This window comes from Flavobacterium sp. 22659 (assembly GCF_052044235.1).
GTDB classification, from domain to species: Bacteria; Bacteroidota; Bacteroidia; order Flavobacteriales; family Flavobacteriaceae; genus Flavobacterium; species Flavobacterium johnsoniae.
Window position 1 is genome coordinate 12366 of record NZ_JBQEMU010000028.1, and the last position, 25613, is coordinate 37978.

The following is a 25613-nucleotide window of genomic DNA, read 5'->3' on the forward strand; positions in this document are numbered from 1 at the left end:
TTGACGTTTAAAACAAAACTTCAATTGATTCAAAAAAAAATAGTATGAAAGATTACATCATAAAGATCAGCCTTTGTGCTTCATTTTTATTTTTAATCACCAATTGTGCTGTCAAAAAAAACAACACAGTTACAGATTCAAAAAAAGACATTCCGTTAAAAGATACCATTGTTTACAAAGAAGATAAATCAGAGAAAAAAACTTTTTTCAAAGATTCAGATAAAGAAACAGCCTGGGTTGACAGCATTTACAGTAAAATGCCACTTCGCGAAAAAGTAGGCCAATTATTTATGGTTTCGGCTTATTCAAACAAAGATTCCGTTCATGTCAATCAAGTTTCAAAGCTAATTGAAGAATACAAAGTAGGAAGCGTTATCTTTTTTCAGGGCGGTCCGGTTCGTCAGGCAAAATTGACCAATTTATATCAGTCAAAAGCAAAAGTACCTTTGTTCGTAGGAATCGATGCCGAATGGGGATTAGCCATGCGTTTAGATTCTACATACCGCTATCCTTGGAATATGACTTTGGGTGCAATTCAGGATTTAAAATTAATTGAAAAAGTGGGCCGAAATATGGCCAATGAAAACAAGCGAATTGGCGTTCACTTCAATTTTGCTCCTGTTTTAGACATCAATACCAATCCTAAAAACCCTATTATTGGAAACCGTTCTTTTGGCGAAGACAAAGTAAATGTAAGCGAAAAAGCCATTGCGTTAATGAATGGAATACAAGGGAACGGCGTTTTCTGTACCGGAAAACATTTTCCAGGACACGGCGATACAGCAACAGATTCGCATCATGCTTTACCAACCGTTAATTTCTCTAAAGAACGCCTTGATTTAGTCGAATTATATCCATACAGACGAATGTTTGATGAAGGTTTGGTTTCTGTAATGGTAGCACACCTTAATATTCCGAGTTTAGAACCAATTCCAAATCTGCCGTCTTCGGCTTCTTATAATGTCGTCACCAATCTGCTTCAAAAAGAATTAGGCTTTGATGGTTTAATTTTTACCGATGGTTTAGCCATGAAAGGAGCAGCAAATTTTAAAGGTCCCGGTGATTTAGAAATTGCGGTGCTTTTGGCTGGAAATGACATTTTATTGTGTCCTGAAAATGTTCCGGTTGCGGTTCAAAAATTAGAAGAAGCTTATAACAATAATATTATAACCGAAGAACGTTTAGCACATTCTGTTAAAAAAATTCTGCATTATAAATACAAAGCCGGACTAAATCATTACAAGCCTATTGATATGGCAAACATTTACAATGATCTTAATCCGCCGCAAAATGATGCGCTGCATTATCAATTGTATGAAAATGCCGTTACCGTTTTAAAGAATGAAAAGGAAATACTTCCTATAAAAGAACTGGATCAGAAAATTGCCTATATAAAATTAGGCGACGACACAAACAGCGCTTTTATTTCTACCTTAAAAAAATATACCGAAATCACAGAGGTTAAAGATACCAATCTTGACAGTCTGAATAAGGAATTGAAAAAGTTTGACAAGGTTATTATCAGTTTCCATAAAGTAAACAAACCTTGGGAAAAACAAGAATTTACATTAACTGAAATGCTTTGGCTGAAAGAAATCGCCAAACACAACAAAGTAATTCTGGATGTTTTTGCAAAACCGTATTCTTTATTGTCTATCACTGATTTTGATGATATTGAAGGTTTAGTGGTTTCTTACCAAAATTCAGATATAAGTCAGGTTGTTTCTGCCGAATTACTTTTTGGAGCAATAGATGCCAAAGGAAAACTGCCGGTTTCGATTAATAATTCTTTCAAAGTAAATGACGGATTGACGACTGAAAAACTAAATCGTCTGGCTTTTACCGCTCCTGAAAATGTCAATATGAATCCTGCCATTCTTTCAAAAATTGATGCTGTCGCGCAAAAAGCAATCGACGGAAAAATGGCACCGGGAATGCAGGTTTTGGTTGCCAGAAAAGGAAATGTAATTTTCCAGAAATCATACGGATCTCAAACCTACGATAACGGAAGAAAAGTGACCAATACTGATTTGTATGATGTGGCTTCAATCTCAAAAATGATTTCGACACTGCCAAATGTGATGCAGCTGTATGATAAAAACAAAGTGACGCTCGATACCAAGTTGAAAGATATGGTTCCTTTTTTTGCTAAAACAAACAAAGAAAACATCATTTTTAAAGACCTGTTAAACCATTACGCAGGACTTCAGGCATGGATTCCGTTTTACAAAGCAACATTAGACAGCAATACTAATCCTTCTGAAAAATACTATCGAAAAACAGCCGAAAATGGCTTTACCACAAAAGCAGCTGACAATCTTTATATTCGAAATGACTATCACGACACGATTATGAAAATTATTTCCGATAGTCCTGTATCTCCTAAAATTGAATACAAATACAGTGATTTTACCTTCATCATTCTAAAAGAATATTTAGAAAGAAAAACACATAAAAAACTGGAAGATTTAAGCAAAGAGAATTTCTACAGCACGCTGGGAATGAATTATACGCTTTACAATCCGCTGGATAAATTCGAAAAAAACAACATTGCTCCTACTGAAATCGATAATTATTTTAGACATCAGACTATTCAGGGTTATGTTCATGATATGGCAGCAGCAATGGAAGGCGGTGTTGCAGGCCACGCCGGAATTTTTTCTAATGCGATGGACGTTGCTAAAATGATGCAGTTGTTTTTACAAAAAGGGAATTACGGCGGTATTCAGTATTTTTCACCGAAGACTTTCGATGCTTTTAATACCTGCTATTACAAAGACAAAGGCGTTTTAAGAGGTTTGGGTTTTGATAAAAGAATTGGTAAAGACGGACCAACCTGCGGCTGTGTTTCAGAATCTAGTTTTGGTCACACCGGATTTACCGGAAACATGGCCTGGGTTGACCCCGAAACTGAAATTGTGTATGTATTTCTATCCAACAGAACCTATCCAGAAGTAGTTAATGATGAAAATAAATTAGCCAAAGGAAAAATCAGAGAAGAAATTCAAAAAATAATACAGGAAGCAATAATAAAATAATTCAAGCCAAAAGTCTTGCCTCTTTATTCTTTCTTCTTCAAAAAATCTAACATCTAAAATATTAACCCAATGACAAAAGAACGTTTAACCTCGCTGGATGTATTTAGAGGATTTACTATTTTATTGATGACGATAGTAAATAATCCCGGAAGCTGGTCTTCGATATATCCGCCATTAGAGCACGCCGAATGGCACGGCTGTACACCAACTGATTTAGTATTTCCTTTTTTTGTTTTTATAATGGGAACTGCAATACCATTTGCAATGCCGGTAAAATATTTTGACGGAGCGGTTTTTAATAAAATTTTGGTTCGTTCGCTGCGAATTTTCTGTTTAGGATTGTTCCTGAGCGTTTTCAGCAGAATTCATTTATTTGGTCTCGAAGGAATTCCGTTATTAGGAGTAAGAATGGTTATTGCATTTGCAGTGGCTTATGCCCTTTTAGGAAACTTTTCAATGAAAGTCAAAACCATTCTTGCGGTTGGAATTTTTATTATACTGCTTTCTTTAGCGTTTAGTGGTTTGGAACATTTTGAAGATACCAGAATACCGGGCGTTTTACAACGAATTGCAATCGTCTATTTCTTTGCTTCTATTCTATATCTTAAAACAAATTTAAAAACACAGCTTGGGGTTGTGGCGTCAATTTTAGTTATTTATTATCTTTTAATGGCTTTTGTTCCCGTTCCGGGATTTGGTCCTGCAAATTTTGATAAAGGAACTAATCTTGCAGCGTGGCTGGATAACTTGGTTCTAAACGGACATTTATGGAGCGTTTCTAAAACCTGGGATCCGGAAGGAATTTTAAGTACACTGCCTGCTATTGGCACCGGAATTCTTGGAATGTATATTGGCCAGTTATTGAACTTACAAACAAACAGAACTGAAATTCTAAAAAAGACAGCAGTTACAGGAGTTATTTTATTAATTGGAGGTTTGCTTTGGAATATCATTTTTCCAATCAATAAATCACTTTGGACTAGTTCTTATGTATTGTACACTGCCGGAATCGCAACTTTGTGTTTAAGTTTATTGTACTATATAATCGACATTCAGGGTTATAAAAAATGGGCTAAACTATTTTTAATCTGGGGAGTAAATCCTATGATTGTGTTTTTCTTTTCGGGAATAATACCGAGGGTTCTTGGTTCTATTCAAGTTCAAAATCCGGAAACAGGCGGAGAAGAAATCAGTGTATTAACTTTAATTTACAAACATGGAATTGCGCCTTGTTTTGAAAATCCATTAAATGCATCATTAGCTTATGCGCTTTTATACGCTGTTTTCTGGTCGGTAATACTTTGGATTTTCTATAAAAAGAAATTGATATTTAAGGTTTAAGGTTTTCAAGCCGAGAATATTTCGTTTTTTCTCACAATAAAATTATGGTAAACAAAAAAGGGAAGACATTAAACGTCTTCCCTTTTTATATAACTAACCTTTATAATTTAAAAACTCACAAATTTTACACCTGCACTAAACCATCTTGACGGCAGCGGAAATGCTCCAACTTCAAAATAAGTGGTATTAAAAATGTTTTGAGCATCTACAAAAAATGTAAACTTTTTAACTGACTGACTTACTCTAAAATCATTAATCCAATAAGAAGCTCCCGTTACTCTTTCATTAAAACGAGTTGCAAACAAAACTGAAAAATTTTTATGCTGGAAATCAATTGTGTTTGTAATTTGATGTTTTAAAGAAGAAATCAAATACTTAGAAAATGGTTCAGAACGAGTGTCTTTAAATTTCGAATCCAAATACGAATAACCTAAAGTGAAATTTAATTTAGAATCTGCAGAAAAATCAATTCTGTAACTGCCGCGCATATTGATTCCGTTTGTAATCAAATCGCCGTAGTTTTGACTCTGCCATGGCACCGCTGTAGTCATACGGGTCCAATCGATATAATTGCTGATTTCTCTGTAGAAATAATTCACATTTAAATTCAAATTCTTTCTGTTGAATTTAAACCCAACTTCACTTTGAAAAGCATTTTCAGAATCAAGATCAGGATTTCCAATATTTCCCGGACGCTGGTTTAGATATAAATCTGTAAAAGATGGAATTCTTTGGCTTGTGCCGATGTTTCCAATAATTTTAAATTCCTCCGTTAATTCATAGCTTGCATCAATTCCCGGATAAATCTGCCATTTGTAATCTGAATTGTAGTTTAAATACGTCCCTACATTCACATTTAATTTTTCAAATAAATAGGTTCTGTATTCCGCATAAATTCCAACATTTTCGCGATCGTGATCACCAATATTAGACGAATGAATATCTTCATTTCTAAATTCGGCACCAAAACCAATTTCGCCGTTTTCTGTTTTAATAGACGAGTTTAATTCTGCTGCAATAGAATTCGTATAATGCTGGCTTCTTCCTGCATTTAAATTTCCGTTTCCTAAATACCTGTAATCGTCGTAATTATATCTGTAGGTAACTCTCGGCATAATTTTCCATCTGTCAGTAATAGTATGTTTCGACTGAATGTTGGCAAAAGTAGTCTGGACTATTTCAGTAGAATTTCTGTCACCCGGTGCAGCGTAAAATCCGTTGGCACCAAATCCGTTTTTAACATAACCAAACGAGCCTAAAATTTCGTTAGAATCATTGATCTGAACATTTCCCTGATACAATAATTTATTGTTTTCAAAACCTGTATTGTAACGGTATCCGTTGCTTTTATCGTGCGATGCAAAAATCGAATGCTGCTGTTTTTCTTTTCCTAAAACAGCTCCTGCCTGAATACCGGTTCCGTAAAAAGTATCGCCTGTGTTTTCTGTATCTTTTTCAAAATTAGAACCTGCATAAGTACTTACCATAAAACCTGAATCGGTTGGTTTTTTAGTAATAATATTAATGGCTCCGGTTAAACTGTTAATTCCAAAAATTCTGGCAGCCGGACCACGCAAAACTTCAATTCTTTCAATAACTTCTACCGGAAGAGGCAGATTTAACATATTATGAGCCGTTTGCGAATCAATAATTTTGGCTCCGTTTAATAAAACTACAGTTTGTTCAAAGCTTCCGCCGTCGACACTTACATCTGCCTGACCGCCAAAAGGGCCTCTTTGTCTAATATCAACTCCATTAGCGTATTGCAATACTTCCTGTAAAGTACGGCCCGGTAATTTTTTTATTGTTTCGCTGTTGATAACGTATACGTTTCTGTTTTGTTTAGAAATTGGTGTGCTTAAACGGTTTTCGTTAATAATCACCTCATCAATTTCTATTATAGAATCCCTTTTGGTTTGGGCATAAAAATTTGTGCAAACTAATGTAAAGACTGCAAAATAGATTTTTTTCATTTTGGTTTAAAATTTTTGCAAAAGTAGTATCTTGCCGTACTAATAAAGTATACCAGTTTTGTAATTATGAGTGGTCCGGTTGAAATTCCTTTTAAAAGCTTCATTGAGCTTAAGCCCAAAGAAAATACGGCAATCTATCTGCAAATTGTTTTTGAATTTATAAAAGCGATACAAACCGGATTTCTTCCCGAAGGAACAAAACTTCCGGGCACGCGTATATTATGCAGACAGCTTTCTGTAAACCGAAATACATTAATTAAAGCTTTTCAGGATCTGGAATCACAGGGCTGGATTGAAACTCTGCCAAACAAAGGGACATTTATATTGTCTCAGCATAAGCAAAAAAGCAAAGACGATTTTATTGCTCCTTCTAATCCAAAAACTTCAGAAAATAATATTGGATTTACTTTTAAAAAATCAACAATACTTGAAAACCCAACAGAAACCAGTACTCTTCCGTATCAGTTTAATGATGGAATGCCTGATTTAAGATTGGTTCAAAATGAGATTTTGGCCAGATTGTATGTTTCAAAATTAAAAAGGCAGAAAACGTCTAAAACCTATGAACAGATTCAGATTCAGTCGCACTTAAATTTTAAAACTCATTTTTCGAATTACTTAAATCTTACGAGGGGTTTACGTATTTCTACTTCAAATCTGCTTACGGCTAGCAGTCATGAAATTAGTTTGTATCTGGTTACGAAAGCGCTTATTTCTCCGGGTGATAAAGTTGTGGTGGCATCGCCGGGTTATTATATTTCAAATATGACTTTGACTAATACAGGAGCGCAGATTATCACGATTCCGGTTGATCAGGACGGAATTGATACAAACCGATTGAAAGAGATTTGTAAAGAAACAGAAATCAGGGTATTATATCTTACTTCAAACTATAATTATCCAACAACTATTTCTTTAAGTGCCAAAAGACGAATGGAAGTTTTGGAATTGGCGAATCAATACGGATTTGTGATTTTAGAAGATGATTACGATTTTGATTTTCATTACGATAATAATCCAATTCTGCCTTTAGCGGCATTTGATTCTAACCAAAAAGTAGTTTACATAGGCTCTTTTGGGAGATCGCTTCCATCGGGATTTAGTTATGGATTTGTGGCCGCGCCTTCTGAATTTATATTGGAACTGGAAAAACATCAAAATATTCTCGAACCCGGAATTGATGTTCTTAAAGAGCAGGTTTTATCTGAATGGATTAATGAAGGCGAAGTGCACAGACTTTCGAAAAAGAACAAAAAAATCTATAAGGAACGTCGGGATTATTTTGTTTCCTTATTAAATGAAAAATTAAGTTCTAAAATTAAATTTAAAGTACCGCTTAGAGGATTAGCCGTTTGGATTGAATGGCTTGATAAATTTAATTTAATAACGCTTCAAAAAGAATGTGCGGCAAACGGATTGTTTCTGCCTAAAACCATTTTGTACCAAACCAAAGATCTTACGGCTACAAGGTTGGGATTTGGGCATTTGGAAAAACAAGAAATGGAAAAAGCGGTTTCTATTTTATGTGAATCGGTAGAAGCGATTTCAAAATAAATTATGCAATAAACCAGACACGTTTTAAAAACCTGTCGGGTTTATGCGTTTACAATTTTATATTACGAAACAGCATTTTTAATCCTGTGTTTATTAAAAACGATAAAAACAATTCCAACAATTACGATTAAGGAAATATTTGCCAATCCTAATAAAAACTGGCTTTTTACTGTATATAAATTCACAAAACTATAGCTGAAGAGTGCACTTACCATATAGGCTCCTCCGCCAGTTAATCCGCTGGCAATTCCGGCATTTTTTGAAAATCGGCTTAAACAGTAACTAAGAACAATATTATATATAAAACCGCCGCAGATATTTAGTCCCATAGTAAAGATTACTAGAGTATAAATATTACTTTCTAAAGAAGATGTAAAAATCATCAGCAAAACCAAAATAAGCTGTATTGTAATGGCGGTTCCTACTTTTTTTGCCAAAGGTTTCTGAAGCATATTTTTAGCTGTAATACCGCCAATCATAACCGATAATCCAGATAATAAAGCACTATAACCCGTTGTTATGGCCGAAAAACCAAAAATACGTTCTATTATAAACGGACTCGATAAATTAAACATTATTACTATAGCAAAAGTGATTCCCAGAATTACAAATCCCAGCGTAAAATCGGCAGATTGCAGCATATTAGAATAAGTTTTTGAAATAGATTTTAATTTAAACGGATGGAATTCTTTAATAGTTTCTCCGCTGTAGCGAAGTTCTAAAAGCAGAATAAGAAATGATAATAACCCAAGGAAATAAAAATTGGATTTCCAGCCAAAACTATGCTCTAAATAACCGCCTAAAAATGGGGCTATAATAGGCGCACTAGCCCAGATTATAGAAAACAGGCTAATGTAACTTTTTAATTTTTCGCCTTTAAATAAATCTACAAAATAAGCTCGTTTTGCAATTACAATAAATGCAATGGCAATTCCCTGAATAATTCGCATGGCATATATTATATAAATATCCGGAACAAGTGCAATTACAAAACTGGCAATTGAAAATACGGCAAGCGAAGCAATATTGATTTTAAACCGACCAAAACTGTCTAATATACTGCCAATAAAAATCTGGCTTACGCCGAGGCTGAACATAAAAAATACTAATGTAAGCTGAACAGCAGATGCCGAAACATTTAAATCTTTTGCCATTGCCGGAAGCGACGGCAGATAAACATCGGTTGCAAAACCGGATAACGGAATTAAGGCCAAAGCCAATATGGTGCTGAATCCTTTATGATCCTCTTTTAAATTTCTCATTCTTATTAAATTAATTATTACAAAATAGACCAATCGGTCTAAAATATTTCAAAAAAAATATGTTAGATAACATATCTTTCAAAATCATTTTTAATGCTTTCTAAAACTATTTTCATCTGATCGTTATTATCAAAAACTTTTCTGCATAAAATAGCGCCTTCAATCCTTGTAAAAGCATTTGTGCCAAATTTTTCCGGGTTGATCTCTGCAGACAATTCTTTGTTTTCGATTCCTGATACAGCTATATCAGAAAATCTTTTTTGTGCAGAAAGAATGGCTTTTTTTACCTGCTCTTTTATAAACGGGTTTGTATCGTCTGCTTCTACTCCAAAATTTAAAATCGGGCAGCCGTCGGTCATATTATTTTTATCCTCATAAACTGACAGAAGATTAAATAGTTTTTCTTTTGCTGTTTTTCCCTGCGAAACCGCATGGTCTAGTTTTCCGGCTAATTGAGATCTTAAATACAAAAACGATTCTTTGCAGATTTCTTCTTTGTTTTCAAAATTTCCGTAAATTCCTCCTTTAGCCAGTTTTGTAGCTTCCATAATATCAGAAAGAGAAGTTCCGGCCATTCCTTTTTTATTAATAATAGGAGCCGTTTTTTCAATTATAAACTGTTTCGTACGTTCTGCTTTGCTCATGATCATTCAGTTTGAAAGTGCAAATTTAGACTGATCGGTCTAAATTTGCAAGTTTTTTTCAATTTATTTCAATAAATCCTTAAAAATCAATAGATAACAAAGCGTATCAAGTCTTATAAATTTCGATTTATTTATATTAAAAAGGTAATTTTGAAAATAAATAGTACCTTTTCAAACGTTTTATTCTAACCTCAACTTCAATTATGACGACAGATATTCTAGAATTACATGATTGTATTGTTTTAATCGAGCATTCGAATACCACAAAAACAATTGTTCAAAAATGTGAAATCGACGGCGATGCGCTGGGTTTTGCTTTTTATGGTTCGGGAAATGTTGAGTTAGAAATTAAACACAATAAACAGACTAAATATCTGGTAAATACAACAGGGCTGGCAATTTGTTTTTTTGGAAATCAAAAAGTCGAATTCTCACATAAAATTGAACCCGACAGACCTTTGCAGTCTATCAGTATTTTTACTAAACTAAAAAATCTCAATTCTTTACCGCAAGCCGAAAAAGAGATCTTCGAAAATCATTTACCGCAATTATTAAATCCAAAAGAACATTTTGTAAAAGGCCCGTCGTTTTACATGACACTCGAAATGCAGCTGGCGGTTCAAAAAATATTCAATACAACCTACACCGGAAATACACGTTTGTTGTTTTTAAAAAGTCAGGTCAATGAACTTCTGGCACATTTCTATGCACTTTTAGCTTCTGAGAAAAAACTGGATTTGTCTGAAACTGATAAAAACAAACTTTTTCAGGCCAAAGAAATTGTTACTATCAATTATTCGACCCCTCCGTCTATAACGCAGTTATCACAAATGGTTGGACTCAACAGCAATAAATTAAAGAAGAATTTCAAGGAACTTTTTGGGATTCCGGTTTTTAAATTTGTTCAGGAAGAACGGTTAAACAAGGCGTATGAACTACTCCGTGAAAGCGAAAAAACAGTTCAGGAATCGGCTTGGGAAGTGGGTTACGAAAGTTTGAGCTCCTTTTCGAATGCTTTTCATAAAAAATTCGGCATGCGTCCCAACGATGTAAAACAGCAGTTCTTTTCAAACAAATCATAATTCCTTTGCGACAAATGATTGTATTTTAATCTCAACAACTTTGTATCAGTAATCATCATTAAAAAACTACTGATATGAAAAAGAAAATTTTAGTTCTGGGTTCTAATGGAAAAACAGGACGCAGAGTTGTAACCAGATTAGAAAATAATCCAGAAGTTGAAATTCGTTTGGGTTCACGAAACGAAAAAATTCCGTTTGACTGGGAAAATCCTGAAACTTGGGAAAATATTGTAAAAGATATTGATACGGTTTATATAACTTTTCAGCCCGATCTTGCCGTTCCTTTTGCTGCAGAAGCTATAGAAAATTTCACAAAAATTGCAGTAAAATCAAGAGTAGAAAAAATCGTTTTACTTTCGGGCAGAGGCGAAAAAGAAGCTCAGGTTTGCGAGGAAATCGTAAAGAAAAATGCCAAAAACTGGACGATTGTCCGTGCGAGCTGGTTTAATCAGAATTTCAGCGAAAGCTTTTTCTTAGATCCAATTCTTTACGGAATCGTTGCTTTGCCAAGAGCCGAAGCACTTGAACCTTTTACAGATGCGGATGATATTGCCGATGTTGTTACAGAAGCTCTTTTAGACGAAAATCATAACGGAAAAACGTATGAATTGACTGGGCCAAGATTGTTAACTTTTAAAGAGGCAGTAAATGAAATTGCGAATGCCAGCGGCAGAAATATTAGTTTTCAGGGTTTAAGTTTAGAAGAATACACACAGATGCTGAAAGAATATCAAATTCCTGACGATCATATCTGGCTGGTAAATTATCTTTTTGAACAGGTTTTGGACGGAAGAAATTCGAGCGTTACTTCAGACATTGAAAAAGTTTTGGGAAGAAAGGCAAAAGATTTTAGCGCTTACGCGAAAGAAACAGCCAAAACCGGAATCTGGAATCCTGAAAATTAAAAAAGATGAAATACATCAGAGCCATTTTTTCAGGTATTTTGGTTTGGATTGCGGTTAGTTTGTCTTTTTATGTTTTAGAACAAATTCTATTTGTAAAAGATTCTTTTTTCTGGCAGTCGTTTATGGTCACAATTTGGATTGTATTTTTCGCCATTGGTTCTGCGAAGTTTTATTATTCGAAAAATTACAATATGAGCGGTTTGCAGCTTGGCATTATAATGTCACTTACTGCTTTATTTCTGGATGTAATTATTACAGTTCCTTTTGTAGAAATTCCAAACGGAAGAAGTTACGAAAGTTTTTTTACCAGTCCCGTTTTATGGATTCTGGCTCTTGTAAATGCATTTTCAGTCTTTTTCTGGGAAAAAGGGAGCAAAGTCAAAAAATCAGTCAGCTTATAAAAACTGTTTTTTATCAAAACTTATCAGAAAAAGGAAAGACTATCCGACGTTTTTCCTTTTTCTTTTGGTTTGAATTTACCCAAAAACACCTCTTAAAGTCTTAAATTTCCTAACATTTAGTTAAAAATTGAAGCTGAAAGAGACTAAAAACAGCCCCTAGAAGATTTATTTATGTCAAATTAAGTTCAAATTATTCGCTACAGGTCTTAAAAGAGAGAAAATACTTGTAAAATATAAGGACAGCTGTTTAATGACTTCATTTTTGTATTAGTTTTACATTGAAATTTTTCACTAAAAATACAATTAATACAGTATAGTCATAAAATGGAAAAACCTATTCAAATTCTTAGTGCTTATGAGTACAAGTTACAGTTTTTGCCATGTATAAACAGTGTTACTTTACAAGATAAATCGCAGCTTCAATTGTATAAAATAGAAGAGTATCTTAAACAAATTGTAATACCGGTTGCTCCTTACAGAACCTCTTTTAATTTTTTATTATTTGTTTCTGAAGGTTATGTAAAACAGCAGTTAGAATCAGAAAATCACTTAATAGGTCCTGGACAAATATTAAACATTAAACAAGGCAGTATTACGAGAACTCATGAATTGTCTCCCGATGTAAAAGGTTTTTATCTGATTTATGAAAATGATATTTTATCTTCTATTTCTTTAAGCAGGCAGGACCAAATTTTTCTTACTTCAGATCCTGTTATTCTGCTTCAGGAGAGTGCTTACAACTGCATGGTCAAGACTTTTGAACTTCTGGATGCTGAACTTCATACAGATTATGTACAGGAGGAAATATGTCTGACTTTTTTTAAGGCAATTATGCTTAAAATCAGCAGACAGACTTCTCATAAACCATTATTATCTATGGCCAGAGAACTTTATATCACTTATAAATTTAGAGAGAAACTGCAACAGGAGCATAAGGAACATAAAAATGTTATTTTTTATGCCCAGCAGCTGAATATTTCCGAAACTTATCTAAACAAGTGTATCAAGAAAGCAACCGGAAAACCTCCTAAACAATGGATTAATGAAATATGCGTGCAGCACAGTCAAATTCTGCTTCGTGATTTAGGACGCGAAATTGCAGATGTAGCTTATGAACTTAATTTTCATTCTCTATCTCATTTTTCAAGAGTTTTTAAAAAAGTAACTCATCTCTCTCCATCAGAATTTCGTTTGCAGGTATTAAATCAATACTAGTTAACATAGATAAAAAAAGGGAATTCGGCTCGATTGGTAGAATTCCCTTTATCTTTTTTTCTAAAAATTTAGATCTTGTAAGTGAGTCCTATTTTAACCATAAATGGCATTCCTGGCGTAAATGTCAATTCTTCTACACTAGCCGATTCTCCTTTTAATCTTGTCTCCTGAGCGAACATTGCTTCGTTCCATTTTGTATTAAACAGATTTTGTATCTGTAGATTTATTCCCCATTTTTTTGCCTGATATCCTGAGATTAAATCGTTAACAAAATATCCTTGTGCGACAATGCTGGCATCTTGTACAGCAGGACGATCGTGCATGTAACGATAACGTAAATTAGCATAAAAACCATTTTGAAACTGAAAACCAAGTCCGCCTGTACTGGTTAATGTAGGTGCGAGTTCAACATAATTATCTCCTTTAGGCGCGCCTACAACACGAGGCACAGCCCAATTAATATCATTATCGAGATAGAGAAAAGGAAGAATTTGATAACGCGTAGAAATATCTACCCCATATCTTCTGGTTGCTCCTGCATCGCTGGTTCCGTAACTATCGCCATTCCAGACAAATTCATGATTTAAATAACTATTCCATAAAATGGGCTGTAAAACTAAACCTTTGGCTGGTTTTAAAATACATCCAACATCTACTCCAAATGAATAAGGAAGTATATTGGTTCCTTGCTGTAATACTACATCGCGTACATCATTTGAATGAAATCCTAAACCAGATTTAACATACAATGTAAGCTGATCTGACGCATTATAAAAAAGACTAAGTTTAGGACTGATTCGAGCTTTGTTATAGGAAGAAGCGGCGTAATCCGGCTGTAATTTATCGTAATAATTAAAATAAAACCAATCAGCACGTAAACCTGCGTTTAATCTCCATTTTCCAGTACTCAAATCGGCAGAAATAAAAGAATTAGCATTGGCTTCTTTTGCAGCTCCCCAGGCAAGACGTTCATTAAGTGTATATCTTGCCGTAACATAACTTAGTTCTAAGTCTTTTATATCATCAAATCTTCCTCCAAATCCTGCATTCAGGTTGAGATGAAAACGATCAAATGTAAAATAATTGGTATAAATAGTATTCATTCCGTATACCGCTCTGTTATCATATTGATTTATTTCGTCTCCTGCATCTGGATGTACGAGGTAAAAAGTGAAATTTGAATATAAATTGAATAAATAATTGATGTAATAAAAAGTAGTTTTAAATGTCTGATTTTCGCTGGCTTTGTACGTGTATGAAGCCAAAAGATTTGTTCTGTGCGTGTTTCCTCCTTCTGTAGGATCGATAGAACCAAATCTGCCCACAAGACCTTCTGCAACAGCTCTTTCAGGAATTTGACCAGAAGCATTCCAGCTGGAATTAAAGCAAGAAGCTTCTAGTCTCAATTCTCCTTGTGAACCAATTTTTTGATTGTATTTTCCAAATAAATTAAATCTTTTAAAATCTTGTTTTACATCAAATGGTCCATCAGTATAATTGTATTCTCCGGCAATAAAAGCGTTCTGCTGTAAAGAATTACCTTTAAGCAAATCCGCCATTCCCATTATTCTCATGGTATTAAAATTTCCTGCTTCGGCTTTCACGTAACTCTGACTTATAGAGTCGTAGGTGTGAAAGTTTACATAACCTGAGGTATTAAAATCGCCTTTATCTGCATAGTAGGATCCTTTTCCAAAATCGATGTTTTGAATGGTCTCCGGAATTAAAAAGTGTAAGTCAGAATACCCCTGTCCATGTGCATGGGAAGGCATATTTACAGGCATATCATCAGCACTAATCGCAATATCCGTTCCATGGTCATTATCAAACCCGCGCAGAAATATCTGTTCGGCTTTTCCTCCTCCGGCATGTTGTGCAATAAACAGACCGGGCACTTTACGAAGCAGGTCCTGGGCTGTATTTACGGGCGTTTTTTCTAAGTCTATTTTTATAAGTTGTTTATCGATTTTTTTCGATTTTATAACTACCTCATCCAGTGTGCCTATATGTGATATTAAAACTATGTTTAAATATTTCTCGTTTGTAACAGCATAAAACTGTGGTTTAAATCCCGTAGAGGTAATTGTCAGCGTATCCGGCAGTTTTTTTAAACTTATTGTAAAACTGCCGTTTTTCTTTGTATTGGTCTGACTGGAATTGTCTTTGCTGCTAATTATTGCATTAACTGGTAATCCATCTTCATCAGTAACAATACCGCTAACCATTTTTTGCGCAAAAAGCGGCAATGATGTAATTAAAAATAGAAATATAAAAATGAAATTCTTCTTCATGTAATCTCTTTTACTTTTTTTCATTTTGATGAAACAACTGTGTTTTATTTTTAAAAACCAACTTTTATTCCCGCTGCTATACGATTGACCATAGAACTTTGAGAAGTTGAATTGCTAATTTGTTTGGCTCCGCCATCATACTCAATACCCATTGTAAATATTTTTGTAATATCATACATTAAGTTTATAGAGCCGTAAGTCAAAGCCGTATGTGTTGTAGATTCGTTATTCTTGTTTAAAAAATCACCAGCAGCATTATCATTAATTACTTTATTCTGAACTAATGAAAGAGGTGATGCATGATACGCCATATTAGTATATCCAAGTACTAGATTAGAATGCAGATTCTTTTTTGTTCCAAAGAAATATTCAATTCCCGCAGAACCTCCATAGACTGGAACTGTTTTAAAACTGCCATTTTGATCGTAAATACCATCATACATAACCGCAGCGCCGCTATTACTAAATAATGCTCCGGATAAAGTATACGATCCTGCAATACCAGAACCTACAAGTCCCTGAGCCATAAAATAGCTTTTATCACTGATTTTGTTTTTTAAGTTAGCATTAATACCCCATCCCATTTGAAGTGCATTTTCTGCATTTTCTTTGGTGTAACGAATGCTTCGTCCCATTAATGCCAGACGAATAAAACTTCCATCCTGAGTATATTTAGTAAATGCTGCAATTGGGTCTACAGAAAATTGTCCGGGAACATTGCCGCCGGCTACTTTTAGGTATTGTGCCGATGTTTCCATTCCTCCTTCAAATCTCCATAATTTATCTTTCCCAAAATTATTGTAGTATTTAACCTGAAGGTGTCTTGCCCAAGTTCCTGAATTAGGCCCTTCCCAATCTAAGGTATTGTACCATGTAGGAACTCCTCCTCCAAAGAAACTCCAATCCTGACCAACATGCCAATGGTTATAATCTACATAGGCTACTCTCAATTGCAGATTTCCTCCAGATCCAGGTCCTCCCCACCATTGCCCTTCAATATAGGTTTCTAATGGTCCTTTTTCAAAACCGTTATAAGTAGTTTTCCAAGCCAGCTGTGTTTGGTACATATTGGCGTCAGCATTTTTGTCTTTCAGTGAATTGTACGGATCTGCTGAATTTAAGTTTAATGATTGTGAGGCGCTGGCATCATTTCCGCCTAAATTCACATAACCGTTTAATTTTAAACGAGGCGAAAATTCCATTTCATAAAGTGGTTTATCTCCTGCCGTTGCTTTAGATTCAAACGAAACCTGAGCGCAGGCTGAATAGCACACTGCAAAAAACAATGTGCTTAATAAGGCATATTTTTTCATTTTAATTTGATTATTTAATTTGAAGATTTTTCAATTATCTATATTTTACAGGAACACTTTTTTTAAGTAAAAGGGTAATCCAGCTGGAGGCTACGAAAGGAAAAGTAAGAGGAGCCCATCCCATTTTTACCATATAAATATCGAATAAGGTTGAAACCAAAATTGAAAACAGTACATAAATTCCGTCTCTAACGCGGGTTCCTGAGAAAGTTATGGCACAAAGCACCGCATTGAAACTAAACAATCCCATGTGTATATCAGTTTGCGGTTCTGAAAACTGAAGCGATATGTAAGCACTCAATACTCCTGATGCTATAGCATACAAAGCCGCTACAGGATTATTAATAAATACTGCCAAAATAAAGATAACTCCGGCAAGAATACTGCCTTGAAAAATTACTTCTCCAAAGCCATGGGCCACTGTAGCCAGTTCGTTTTGATCATTTAAAAGTTCTGATCCTGATACAGGTCCCCCAATAATAAACACATTGTGAAAAATATACAACCCAATCCAGGTAATAATTATGAATGGCAATGTAAATACTGGTATTTTTCTTTTTATAAAAACATGCTGTAAAATAGCCGCTAATGAAGATCCTGCAATAATAGCAATCCATATTACAAGTTCTGGTTTAAAAAAGAAGGTTAACGCAACTCCTACAAGGGTGGCACTAAAACCATAAAGCCCCTGCTCTGTCTCATTTTTATCAAATTTTAATAACAAAGCTGTAATTAATGCTGTTACTGCAGATAAAATTGCCGCAATTCCCATTACCACAGATCCATAAAATATACCGGCTAGAAAAAGTAATCCTGTCCACGGATTTTCCTGCAGCATGATTTGACCTATACTGGTCAAAATTGTTTTACTATAAAGACTAATTTTTGATTTCATAATTTTAAAATTTTACCATCCTAGAAATACCATTCCAATACCGCATATTGTCACGACTCCGCCGCCAATTGCATGCACATAACGCTCTAGTTTGTCTGTTTTGAAAAAAGAGTAACCATAACACCCTATCAGCACCATAATAAGCATGGTAAGAACTGTAAAGACTGCAAAAACAACAATTAAAATGATTACTTCTATTGAAGATCGGCGCACTCCCGAATAAAATAATAACGGTACAAGAGGTTCACTGGGTCCCATAACGAAAATAACAAACAAAATCCAGGGTGTAATTTTGATTCGGCTTTGAGGAGCAACTACTTCGCCATGGCGATGTTCATATACATATATATCCTCATCATTATATACCTCAAAATGTTTGTGGGGTTTGTTTAGATAAGCACTTCTTAATCCCCAGATAAAATAAACAAGACCAAACAGCAGTAAACACCAGCCCGAAACATTTCCTCTCACATCCTGAAACATAGACAGTTTTGATAACTGCCAGCCTACCACAACCCCAATAAGTCCCAGTACAACAGAACTTAATATGTGTCCAAGACCGCAGACAATAGTAAGCCAGACCGTTTTTGTTATGGACCATTTTCTGGATCTTGATAATACAATGAATGGCAGATAATGATCCGGCCCTGATGCTGTGTGCAGACAGCTTATTGTAATAGCTGATAATACCAGCGTAGTTAATGTAGTATCCATTAGATATAATTTTCAGCAAGATCAGTCACCTGACTTTTAATATTCATTTTCTCTTCTGCAATCCAAAGTTTACGCTGTATTTTACGAAATGCATTATAAAGCTGTTCTCCGCCATTGCCCAAAACACGTACTATCATGCCATTTGCAAAAGGTTTGGAAACTCCAAAAGCAATATTTTCTTCAGACTGCAGTTCGGCATAAGCCAATTCAATACACGATTCAACATCCTCAATTCCAGTATTGATATACATTAGAGTTGCCTGATGTGTAAAACCTTCCATCTGTCCTACAGTTTCAACATCTGCCAAAAGTGGCTGCAAAAGCACATTGTCTTTTACTACTAATTTTCCATTATGGAATACTTCGGTTAGATTTTGGAATTTTGAAAAAAGAAATACTTCTCCAGAATGTTTTCGGCCGCAAGTAATGATCTCTCCCACAGTCAGACTGCAATTGCCTGTAAGATTAAAGACATTGTGTGCTTTAAAAATAGACTGCTCGTGAGGTACAATGGGATGCTGCACATAACTAAAAGTACTTTTGTCTGCTAATGAAACATTCATTTGCTGTACAGCACCGTTCTGCATATTAAACAATCTTTGATACGATTGAGACTCTAGCATTAAACGGCTTTCAGATTCGATTTGAATGTTTATATCATAATGATCATTATCGAGTATTCCGGGAGAAGAGCTCATCAGCATTAGATAAAGAAAAGGATCTGTTTTGTCTTCTTTTATATCTGCTATGCGAAAAGGGCGGGTAAAGAAGGCATCTTTTAGATAAGAACGTCCTTCTTTAAATCCACTAACAATATTTAGTTTATTGATCATTTAAAATAGTTGAATGTTGTACACTAAATAGAATTATCGAACCAGCTGCGGTTCTTCTATATTTTCCAGTAAGGCATATTTTTTAATCCAGCCTATAACAACATCAAGTCCTTGAAGACTCATAAGATTTGTAAAAACAAAAGGCTGTCCGTTTCGCATTTTTCTGGCGTCACGTTCCATAACTCCAAGATCTGCATTTACATAAGGAGCAAGGTCAATTTTATTAATTACAAGTAAATCTGATCTTGTAATTCCAGGTCCCCCTTTACGTGGAATTTTATCTCCTTCGGCAACATCAATTACAAATATGCTTATATCTGCCAGGTCAGGACTAAAAGTAGCCGACAGGTTATCACCGCCGCTTTCAATTAATATAATTTCAATTTCAGGAAAGCGTGAAGCCATTTCTTCTACTGCTTCCAGATTCATACTTGCATCTTCACGAATGGCAGTGTGCGGGCATCCTCCTGTTTCTACACCAATGATACGTTCTTTAGGAAGCATACTGTTTTTAGTAAGGAATTCAGCATCTTCTTTTGTATAAATATCGTTTGTGATTACTCCAATGCTGTATTCGTTCATCAATTTGCGAGATAAACGTTCAATTAAAGCCGTTTTTCCTGAACCAACTGGTCCGGCTATTCCAATTTTGATATAATTTCTTTCTTTCATTTTTTCTAATTTTTTAATTGTAACACTGAGTTTTTTTACTCTTGGTTACTATTTTATTGTTTATTGTTTTTTTAAGACATATATAATCTTGAATACAATTGCTCGTGCTGCATACATCTTACATCCAGACCAATATTGCATAACCCCACATGATTTCGATCAAGCTCAATCGTCTTTCCGGCAACAGTCTCAATTACTTCCTGCATATCATGCAGTATATCTTGTCCATCCAGCTGTCCTAACGGAACAAGCTTTACGGCATTGGTTACCATTCCAACAGCTGCATTATATAAGAATGCAAAAAGAGCTTCATACAACGGAATATTTAATAAGCTTGCATAAATTCCAAAAACGATAGAATAATGTCCTTCGGATTTTTTATCAAAAATTGCTTTTTCGTATTCGTTAATTATCTCATCTGCAACCTGGCGTTTAAAGATTTTGATAAGTCTTACTCCTAGTTTTTGGCTTGCCTGTCTAATTTCACGGGCAGTTTTTAATGCCGCGCATTCATCATCAAGTAAAAACAATGCACTGCTATTTTTAGACTGTGCCGCTTCATAAGCGAGTTTTACAAATGCCGCATCATTGTATAATAAATTGTTTGTAAGCATATTGCGAACAAATAACATGGCAGATTCACTATCTTTTACTAATCCCTGCTGTACATAAGTTTCCAGTCCGTTTGAATGTGTGTAACCTCCAATTGGCAATGTTGGATCACTTAAGTGTAATAAGCTGCCTATAAAATTTTTCATTATATATTTTATTAAAAATAAATCCCTTGTTACTTAGCAATATTCATAATTTTAAAAAACAGCGAACTACTTTCTGAATGTCCATGCGGCTGCACTGTAGAGTTTACTATGTTCGTCAATCTTGTAAAGACTTTTTCTGTATGATAACCACTCGCCGAAAGCCATTTAAAAATAGGCTCTTCAAAAGGAATCAATACCTCATCATTTTGTATAAACATTGGAAGATGCTTGTTTCCAATCTCGTAGCATACGCTGCCCATTTCAAGCAATGATTTTGGTTTTACCACAATTGCATCACAGGGAATAATATCAACTACTATTATTTTTTGATCATCTGCATATATTACATCCTCATGCTTTAACCGCTGTCCTTCTTTCAAAAATTTAATGGCAACTTCTTGTCCGTTTTTAGATTTTTTCCGCTGAATTCGTTTAGTAGATTCAAACCATTCTATTTCCAGATAATCTACAACACGGTTTGTGATATCAAATTCCCTAAGGCTTCCTTCAATTTCATTTATAATCATATCTTCTATTTTAAATCATACATTTTTCAAGTATGCCTTGTTTCTTTTTCATATCATTCTAAAGGTTCAATTAGATAGAAACTGCTGCCGGATTAACCAGCAGCGTTTCTTTCTTTTTTAGGCTGAACCGCTATTTTAAACTCTAATAATTAAAATAAGAAATAGCGCTGTGCCATTGGAAGATCTGTTGCTGGTTCGCAGATGATTTTCTCACCATCAACACGTACTTCATAATTTTCCGGATTCACAGTAATTTCAGGTGTTTTATCATTATGGATCAGATGTTTTTTTGAAATGTTTCTACAGCCTGTTACTGGTAAAATCATTTTTTCTAATCCATACTCTTCTGCAATATTGTTTTTAATAGAAGCCTGAGAAACAAAAGTGGCACATGTTTTAGACAGTGCTTTTCCAAAAGCTCCAAACATATTACGATAAAGAACTGGCTGCGGCGTAGGTATAGAAGCATTTGGATCTCCCATACGAGCTGCAATAATCATCCCTCCTTTAATAATAATTTCAGGTTTTGTACCAAACAGCATTGGTTTCCATAATACAAGGTCTGCCATTTTTCCTACCTCAATAGATCCTACATACTGTGAAATACCATGTGCAATAGCAGGGTTAATTGTATATTTAGCCACGTAACGTTTTGCACGGAAATTGTCATTTTTGTTTCCTTTATCTTCTGCAAGGTCACCACGTTGTTTTCTCATTTTATCAGCAGTCTGCCAAGTACGGGTAACCACCTCTCCTACACGTCCCATAGCTTGTGAGTCAGAACTCATGATACTAAACACTCCCATATCATGCAGGATATCTTCAGCTGCAATGGTTTCCGGACGAATACGAGAATCTGCAAATGAAACGTCTTCAGGAATATTTTTGCTTAAGTGATGGCATACCATCAACATATCTAAGTGTTCGTCGATTGTATTTACAGTATAAGGACGAGTTGGATTTGTTGAAGCCGGCAATACATTAGGATACATTGCAGCTTTAATAATATCCGGAGCGTGACCTCCTCCAGCACCTTCTGTATGAAAAGTATGAATCACACGTCCGTTAATTGCATTCATTGTATCTTCGAGGAAACCTGCTTCGTTAAGAGTATCAGTATGGATTGCCACCTGAACATCATATTTATCAGCAACTTTTAATGAAGCATCAATTACTGCAGGCGAAGCACCCCAATCCTCATGGATTTTTAAACCTAAAGCACCAGCCTCAATCTGCTCATCCAATGGTGCTTCGGTTGAACAGTTTCCTTTTCCAAAAAATCCAAGATTCATAGGGAATGCTTCTGCAGCTTGCAGCATTTTTTCAATATACCATTTACCAGGTGTAATAGTAGTAGCATTTGTACCATCAGCAGGTCCAGTACCACCGCCAATCATTGTGGTTACACCACTATATAAAGCAGTTTCAATTTGCTGAGGGCTGATAAAGTGAATATGGGTATCAATTCCACCAGCGGTAACAATTAAATTTTCACCGCCGTGAGCTTCTGTACTCGCACCTATAATCATATGAGGTTCAACACCATCCATTGTATCTGGATTACCGGCTTTACCAATTCCTGCTATTTTACCATCTTTAATACCAATATCTGCTTTTACAATACCCCAGTGGTCGATAATAGTAGCATTGGTAATTACAAGATCCAAAACTCCCTGATCGCGCGTAGCAGTACTAGACTGAGCCATACCGTCTCTGATTGTTTTTCCCCCGCCAAATTTATTTTCATCACCATAAACGGTAAAATCTTTTTCTATCTCAACAATGATATCTGTGTCGGCCAGTCTAATTTTATCTCCTTTTGTAGGACCATACATGCTGGCATATTTCAGCTTATTTATTTTCAGGCTCATAATTATTTATTTTTAAAGTTTTCAGTTTTCAGTTTTGCCAAACTATGTTGTTTGTTTATTTCTAGTGTAGTATCTCCGTTCACGATATTGTTGATACCAAATGCACGTCTTGCTCCACTAAATGCAACTAATTCTACTTCTTTTTCTTCGCCGGGTTCAAAACGAACTGCTGTTCCAGCGGCAATGTTAAGACGCATTCCAAAAGCTTCACTGCGGTCGAAACTCATCATACGATTGATTTCAAAAAAATGGCAGTGAGATCCTACTTGTATTGGACGGTCACCTGTGTTGATTACTTTTATTTTAGTTGTTTTTCGGTCAACATTACACTCAATGTCTCCCTTACTGATAAAATATTCTCCCGGAATCATAATTTTAATTTTTTGAGTTTAACGAATAGGACTGTGAACTGTAACTAATTTAGTTCCGTCAGGAAATGTTGCCTCGATTTGAACATCATGTATCATCTCAGCAATACCTTCCATAACATCATCTCTGGTCAGCAGGGTAGCTCCATAATTCATCAGTTCTGCTACTGATTTTCCATCTCTTGCTGCTTCCAGTAAATGACTGCTGATATAAGCAATCGTTTCTGGGTAATTTAATTTAAGACCTCTTGCCTTTCTTTTTGCCGCTAACTCTCCGGCTAGATGCAATAGCAGTTTTTCACTCTCTCTTGGTGTAAGATGCATAGTGTTTAAAATTTAAAATGTTTAACAATTTTTAAAAATAGAGTCCCATTAACAGCACTAAAATTGTCAATGCTGAGAAAAAATAGACTATACGATTTTGAAAGAAATACAACAGAAGAATATGATTATGAGATCATAATCTGTCTAATTGAAATGATTTCCTAAAAAAAAGAAGTAATAGTAAAACCAGATTTAATTCGCCGAAGGAATAATCATGGAATGAAATAAAATGTAAAGGGGAATTGTTACTGCATGCACTATTTGGTGAGAACCATTTGCATACAAAGCTGACTTATAAGACTGCTGGCTGAAGATAAAACTAAATACTGCATTAGAATCTAGAAAGGCGAAATGATCAAAACCATAATCGCCCAAATCAATATCTTCAATATCTTCAGAATAAGAATCATCGTTAATATCAGCAAAAACAGCTGAATCATTTTGAGATACAGACTGATCATTACCCAAAATATGACTGCCGGATAAATGCTGATTGTTGTGTATATAACCTTTTTGGACATTTTTTGCAGCAGCAAAAAACACCAATAATAAAAAACAAGTTATATACAGTAATCGTTTCATTCTTTTAAATAGTTTCCTTTTAAAAACCAGAAACAAAATTATGAAAGAGCTCAACTGTTTTGCTTTCACAAATCACGACTTTTGTATCCTTTTTCTGTAATTTTAATATGTTTTTTTATTTTGAAAAAAAATCCTCTTTTATTGTACGAAAAAAATGACTTTGTCGTAAAAAAAAACCTACTTTTGCCCGCTTACAACTTCTAAAATAGATTTTAATACTATTCATTTTTAAGAATTCTACCCCATAAAACACTCATTATCAACAGATAATTATAAAAACTTTGCATAAATTTTTGATACATGAAAAAAAGAGAGAAACTTGACATCATCCGTCAATATTATCCAAATGCCTTAACTACGATTGATTACATAAATAAGATAATTGATTATGTTGAAGACAAATTAGATTTAGAACCATCACAGATAATATTGGCAGACAGTATTTGCAGTGATGATGTTAATAGTATTCAATATCCTGCAAGAGCTCTGGAATTTTTAGGTCCGTTTAAAATGGGAGGATTAGACGGATTTCCTTTTACTGGTTTAACAGGTATGGCCGCTTTTGCCAGCCATGTACCCGATGATGGCGCCGTATTTATTTATTACGGGCCTCATATTGGTATTTCAAAAGAAGGTATAGTGGGAGAAATTAATCGTTTTGGACAAAACAATAATTCGCTTTGCTGCGGAGCCGCTAAAGGAGCATTGAACAAACTGACGCATAATGCTATTCAGTCAAATAATATTACTGAACTTGATTATCAAATGAATATAATTGAACAAATTCTTTATAATCAAAAAGATAAGATTTTAAATTCTGAAATTCCTTTATATGAAGCAACAGAGGTAATTTATGAAGCTATCGACAAACGAATTCAGGAACTTATTGCTTCTACAAGATACAATTGTAAATATATTATTTTGGTTGGTGCTATTTTAATCAACAGCGACAGCGATGTAGGATCATTTTCATCTACCAAAAGATTTGAAGTAATTGATTTAAAAACCGGAGTTAGAGAAAACGTAATAGCCTCACTGCAATAAAAGCAT

General features: G+C 34.8%; 23 protein-coding genes. 8 read left to right on the plus strand and 15 right to left on the minus strand.

What is annotated here, in order from left to right:
- Positions 1-44 precede the first annotated feature (44 nt).
- Positions 45-3038, plus strand: coding sequence for a glycoside hydrolase family 3 N-terminal domain-containing protein (locus ACTJIW_RS21550; protein WP_440715127.1), 2994 nt, complete (start codon positions 45-47; stop codon positions 3036-3038).
- 69 nt (positions 3039-3107) lie between these two features.
- The gene (locus ACTJIW_RS21555) at positions 3108-4379 is read left to right on the plus strand and encodes an acyltransferase family protein (RefSeq protein ID WP_440715128.1); all 1272 of its coding nucleotides are present in this window, start codon (positions 3108-3110) and stop codon (positions 4377-4379) included.
- Between the two features lie 107 nt (positions 4380-4486).
- Here ACTJIW_RS21555 and ACTJIW_RS21560 read toward each other — a convergent pair whose 3' ends face one another.
- A complete protein-coding gene (locus ACTJIW_RS21560; protein WP_121360449.1) occupies positions 4487-6352 on the minus strand; it encodes a TonB-dependent receptor domain-containing protein in 1866 nt (621 codons plus the stop codon).
- A gap of 66 nt (positions 6353-6418) precedes the next feature.
- On the opposite strand from ACTJIW_RS21560, the gene ACTJIW_RS21565 reads away from it, so the two are divergent.
- The gene (locus ACTJIW_RS21565) at positions 6419-7906 is read left to right on the plus strand and encodes a PLP-dependent aminotransferase family protein (protein WP_440715129.1); all 1488 of its coding nucleotides are present in this window, start codon (positions 6419-6421) and stop codon (positions 7904-7906) included.
- 62 nt (positions 7907-7968) lie between these two features.
- Here ACTJIW_RS21565 and ACTJIW_RS21570 read toward each other — a convergent pair whose 3' ends face one another.
- On the minus strand, positions 7969-9168 hold the full coding sequence (locus tag ACTJIW_RS21570) for an MFS transporter (protein WP_440715130.1): 1200 nt from the start codon (positions 9166-9168) through the stop codon (positions 7969-7971).
- 62 nt (positions 9169-9230) lie between these two features.
- Complete coding sequence (locus ACTJIW_RS21575; RefSeq protein WP_274251015.1) at positions 9231-9812, minus strand: TetR/AcrR family transcriptional regulator; 582 nt, start codon at positions 9810-9812, stop codon at positions 9231-9233.
- 203 nt (positions 9813-10015) lie between these two features.
- Between ACTJIW_RS21575 and ACTJIW_RS21580 the strand changes: the two genes are divergently transcribed.
- The 4 genes from ACTJIW_RS21580 to ACTJIW_RS21595 all read left to right on the plus strand — a co-directional run bounded on the left by ACTJIW_RS21580 (position 10016) and on the right by ACTJIW_RS21595 (position 13415).
- Positions 10016-10894 (plus strand): helix-turn-helix domain-containing protein, encoded by an 879-nt coding sequence (locus ACTJIW_RS21580; RefSeq protein ID WP_012026788.1) that lies wholly within the window; start codon positions 10016-10018, stop codon positions 10892-10894.
- A 74-nt stretch (positions 10895-10968) separates the two neighbouring features.
- Entirely contained in the window at positions 10969-11799 is an 831-nt protein-coding gene (locus ACTJIW_RS21585; protein WP_440715131.1) for an NmrA family transcriptional regulator, read from the plus strand.
- A gap of 5 nt (positions 11800-11804) precedes the next feature.
- The gene (locus tag ACTJIW_RS21590; RefSeq protein WP_440715132.1) at positions 11805-12200 is read left to right on the plus strand and encodes a DUF5367 family protein; all 396 of its coding nucleotides are present in this window, start codon (positions 11805-11807) and stop codon (positions 12198-12200) included.
- A 324-nt stretch (positions 12201-12524) separates the two neighbouring features.
- Positions 12525-13415, plus strand: a complete 891-nt coding sequence (locus tag ACTJIW_RS21595; protein ID WP_121360445.1) for a helix-turn-helix domain-containing protein — start codon at positions 12525-12527, stop codon at positions 13413-13415.
- A gap of 68 nt (positions 13416-13483) precedes the next feature.
- On the opposite strand, the gene ACTJIW_RS21600 is transcribed toward ACTJIW_RS21595, so the two are convergent.
- The 12 genes from ACTJIW_RS21600 to ACTJIW_RS21655 all read right to left on the minus strand — a co-directional run bounded on the left by ACTJIW_RS21600 (position 13484) and on the right by ACTJIW_RS21655 (position 24563).
- Positions 13484-15640 carry a TonB-dependent receptor gene (locus ACTJIW_RS21600; protein WP_440718482.1) on the minus strand — a complete coding sequence of 719 codons (2157 nt, stop codon included), beginning with the start codon at positions 15638-15640 and terminating at the stop codon, positions 13484-13486.
- Positions 15641-15756: 116 nt separating this feature from the next.
- Positions 15757-17019, minus strand: a complete 1263-nt coding sequence (locus ACTJIW_RS21605) for a hypothetical protein (RefSeq protein ID WP_440715134.1) — start codon at positions 17017-17019, stop codon at positions 15757-15759.
- Between the two features lie 34 nt (positions 17020-17053).
- Positions 17054-17914: an urea transporter gene (locus tag ACTJIW_RS21610; protein WP_440715135.1), complete on the minus strand. Its 861-nt coding sequence runs from the start codon at positions 17912-17914 to the stop codon at positions 17054-17056.
- Positions 17915-17926: 12 nt separating this feature from the next.
- Positions 17927-18628: a membrane protein gene (locus ACTJIW_RS21615; RefSeq protein WP_012026795.1), complete on the minus strand. Its 702-nt coding sequence runs from the start codon at positions 18626-18628 to the stop codon at positions 17927-17929.
- The gene (locus tag ACTJIW_RS21620) at positions 18628-19461 is read right to left on the minus strand and encodes an urease accessory protein UreD (protein WP_440715136.1); all 834 of its coding nucleotides are present in this window, start codon (positions 19459-19461) and stop codon (positions 18628-18630) included. The genes ACTJIW_RS21615 and ACTJIW_RS21620 overlap by 1 nt, the downstream gene beginning before the upstream one ends.
- Before the next feature lie 33 nt (positions 19462-19494).
- The gene (gene ureG, locus ACTJIW_RS21625; RefSeq protein ID WP_012026797.1) at positions 19495-20133 is read right to left on the minus strand and encodes an urease accessory protein UreG; all 639 of its coding nucleotides are present in this window, start codon (positions 20131-20133) and stop codon (positions 19495-19497) included.
- A gap of 71 nt (positions 20134-20204) precedes the next feature.
- Positions 20205-20891: an urease accessory protein UreF gene (locus tag ACTJIW_RS21630; protein ID WP_440715137.1), complete on the minus strand. Its 687-nt coding sequence runs from the start codon at positions 20889-20891 to the stop codon at positions 20205-20207.
- 29 nt (positions 20892-20920) lie between these two features.
- Entirely contained in the window at positions 20921-21418 is a 498-nt protein-coding gene (gene ureE, locus ACTJIW_RS21635; protein ID WP_149206513.1) for an urease accessory protein UreE, read from the minus strand.
- A 149-nt stretch (positions 21419-21567) separates the two neighbouring features.
- Positions 21568-23289, minus strand: a complete 1722-nt coding sequence (gene ureC / locus ACTJIW_RS21640) for an urease subunit alpha (protein WP_073408634.1) — start codon at positions 23287-23289, stop codon at positions 21568-21570.
- Positions 23290-23291: 2 nt separating this feature from the next.
- Positions 23292-23660, minus strand: coding sequence for an urease subunit beta (gene ureB / locus ACTJIW_RS21645; RefSeq protein ID WP_012026801.1), 369 nt, complete (start codon positions 23658-23660; stop codon positions 23292-23294).
- An 18-nt stretch (positions 23661-23678) separates the two neighbouring features.
- Positions 23679-23981, minus strand: coding sequence for an urease subunit gamma (ureA, locus tag ACTJIW_RS21650; protein WP_012026802.1), 303 nt, complete (start codon positions 23979-23981; stop codon positions 23679-23681).
- Between the two features lie 192 nt (positions 23982-24173).
- Positions 24174-24563, minus strand: a complete 390-nt coding sequence (locus ACTJIW_RS21655; protein WP_440715138.1) for a hypothetical protein — start codon at positions 24561-24563, stop codon at positions 24174-24176.
- A 300-nt stretch (positions 24564-24863) separates the two neighbouring features.
- Here ACTJIW_RS21655 and ACTJIW_RS21660 point away from each other — a divergent pair, with 300 nt between their 5' ends.
- On the plus strand, positions 24864-25607 hold the full coding sequence (locus ACTJIW_RS21660) for a hypothetical protein (RefSeq protein ID WP_440715139.1): 744 nt from the start codon (positions 24864-24866) through the stop codon (positions 25605-25607).
- Positions 25608-25613 lie beyond the last annotated feature (6 nt).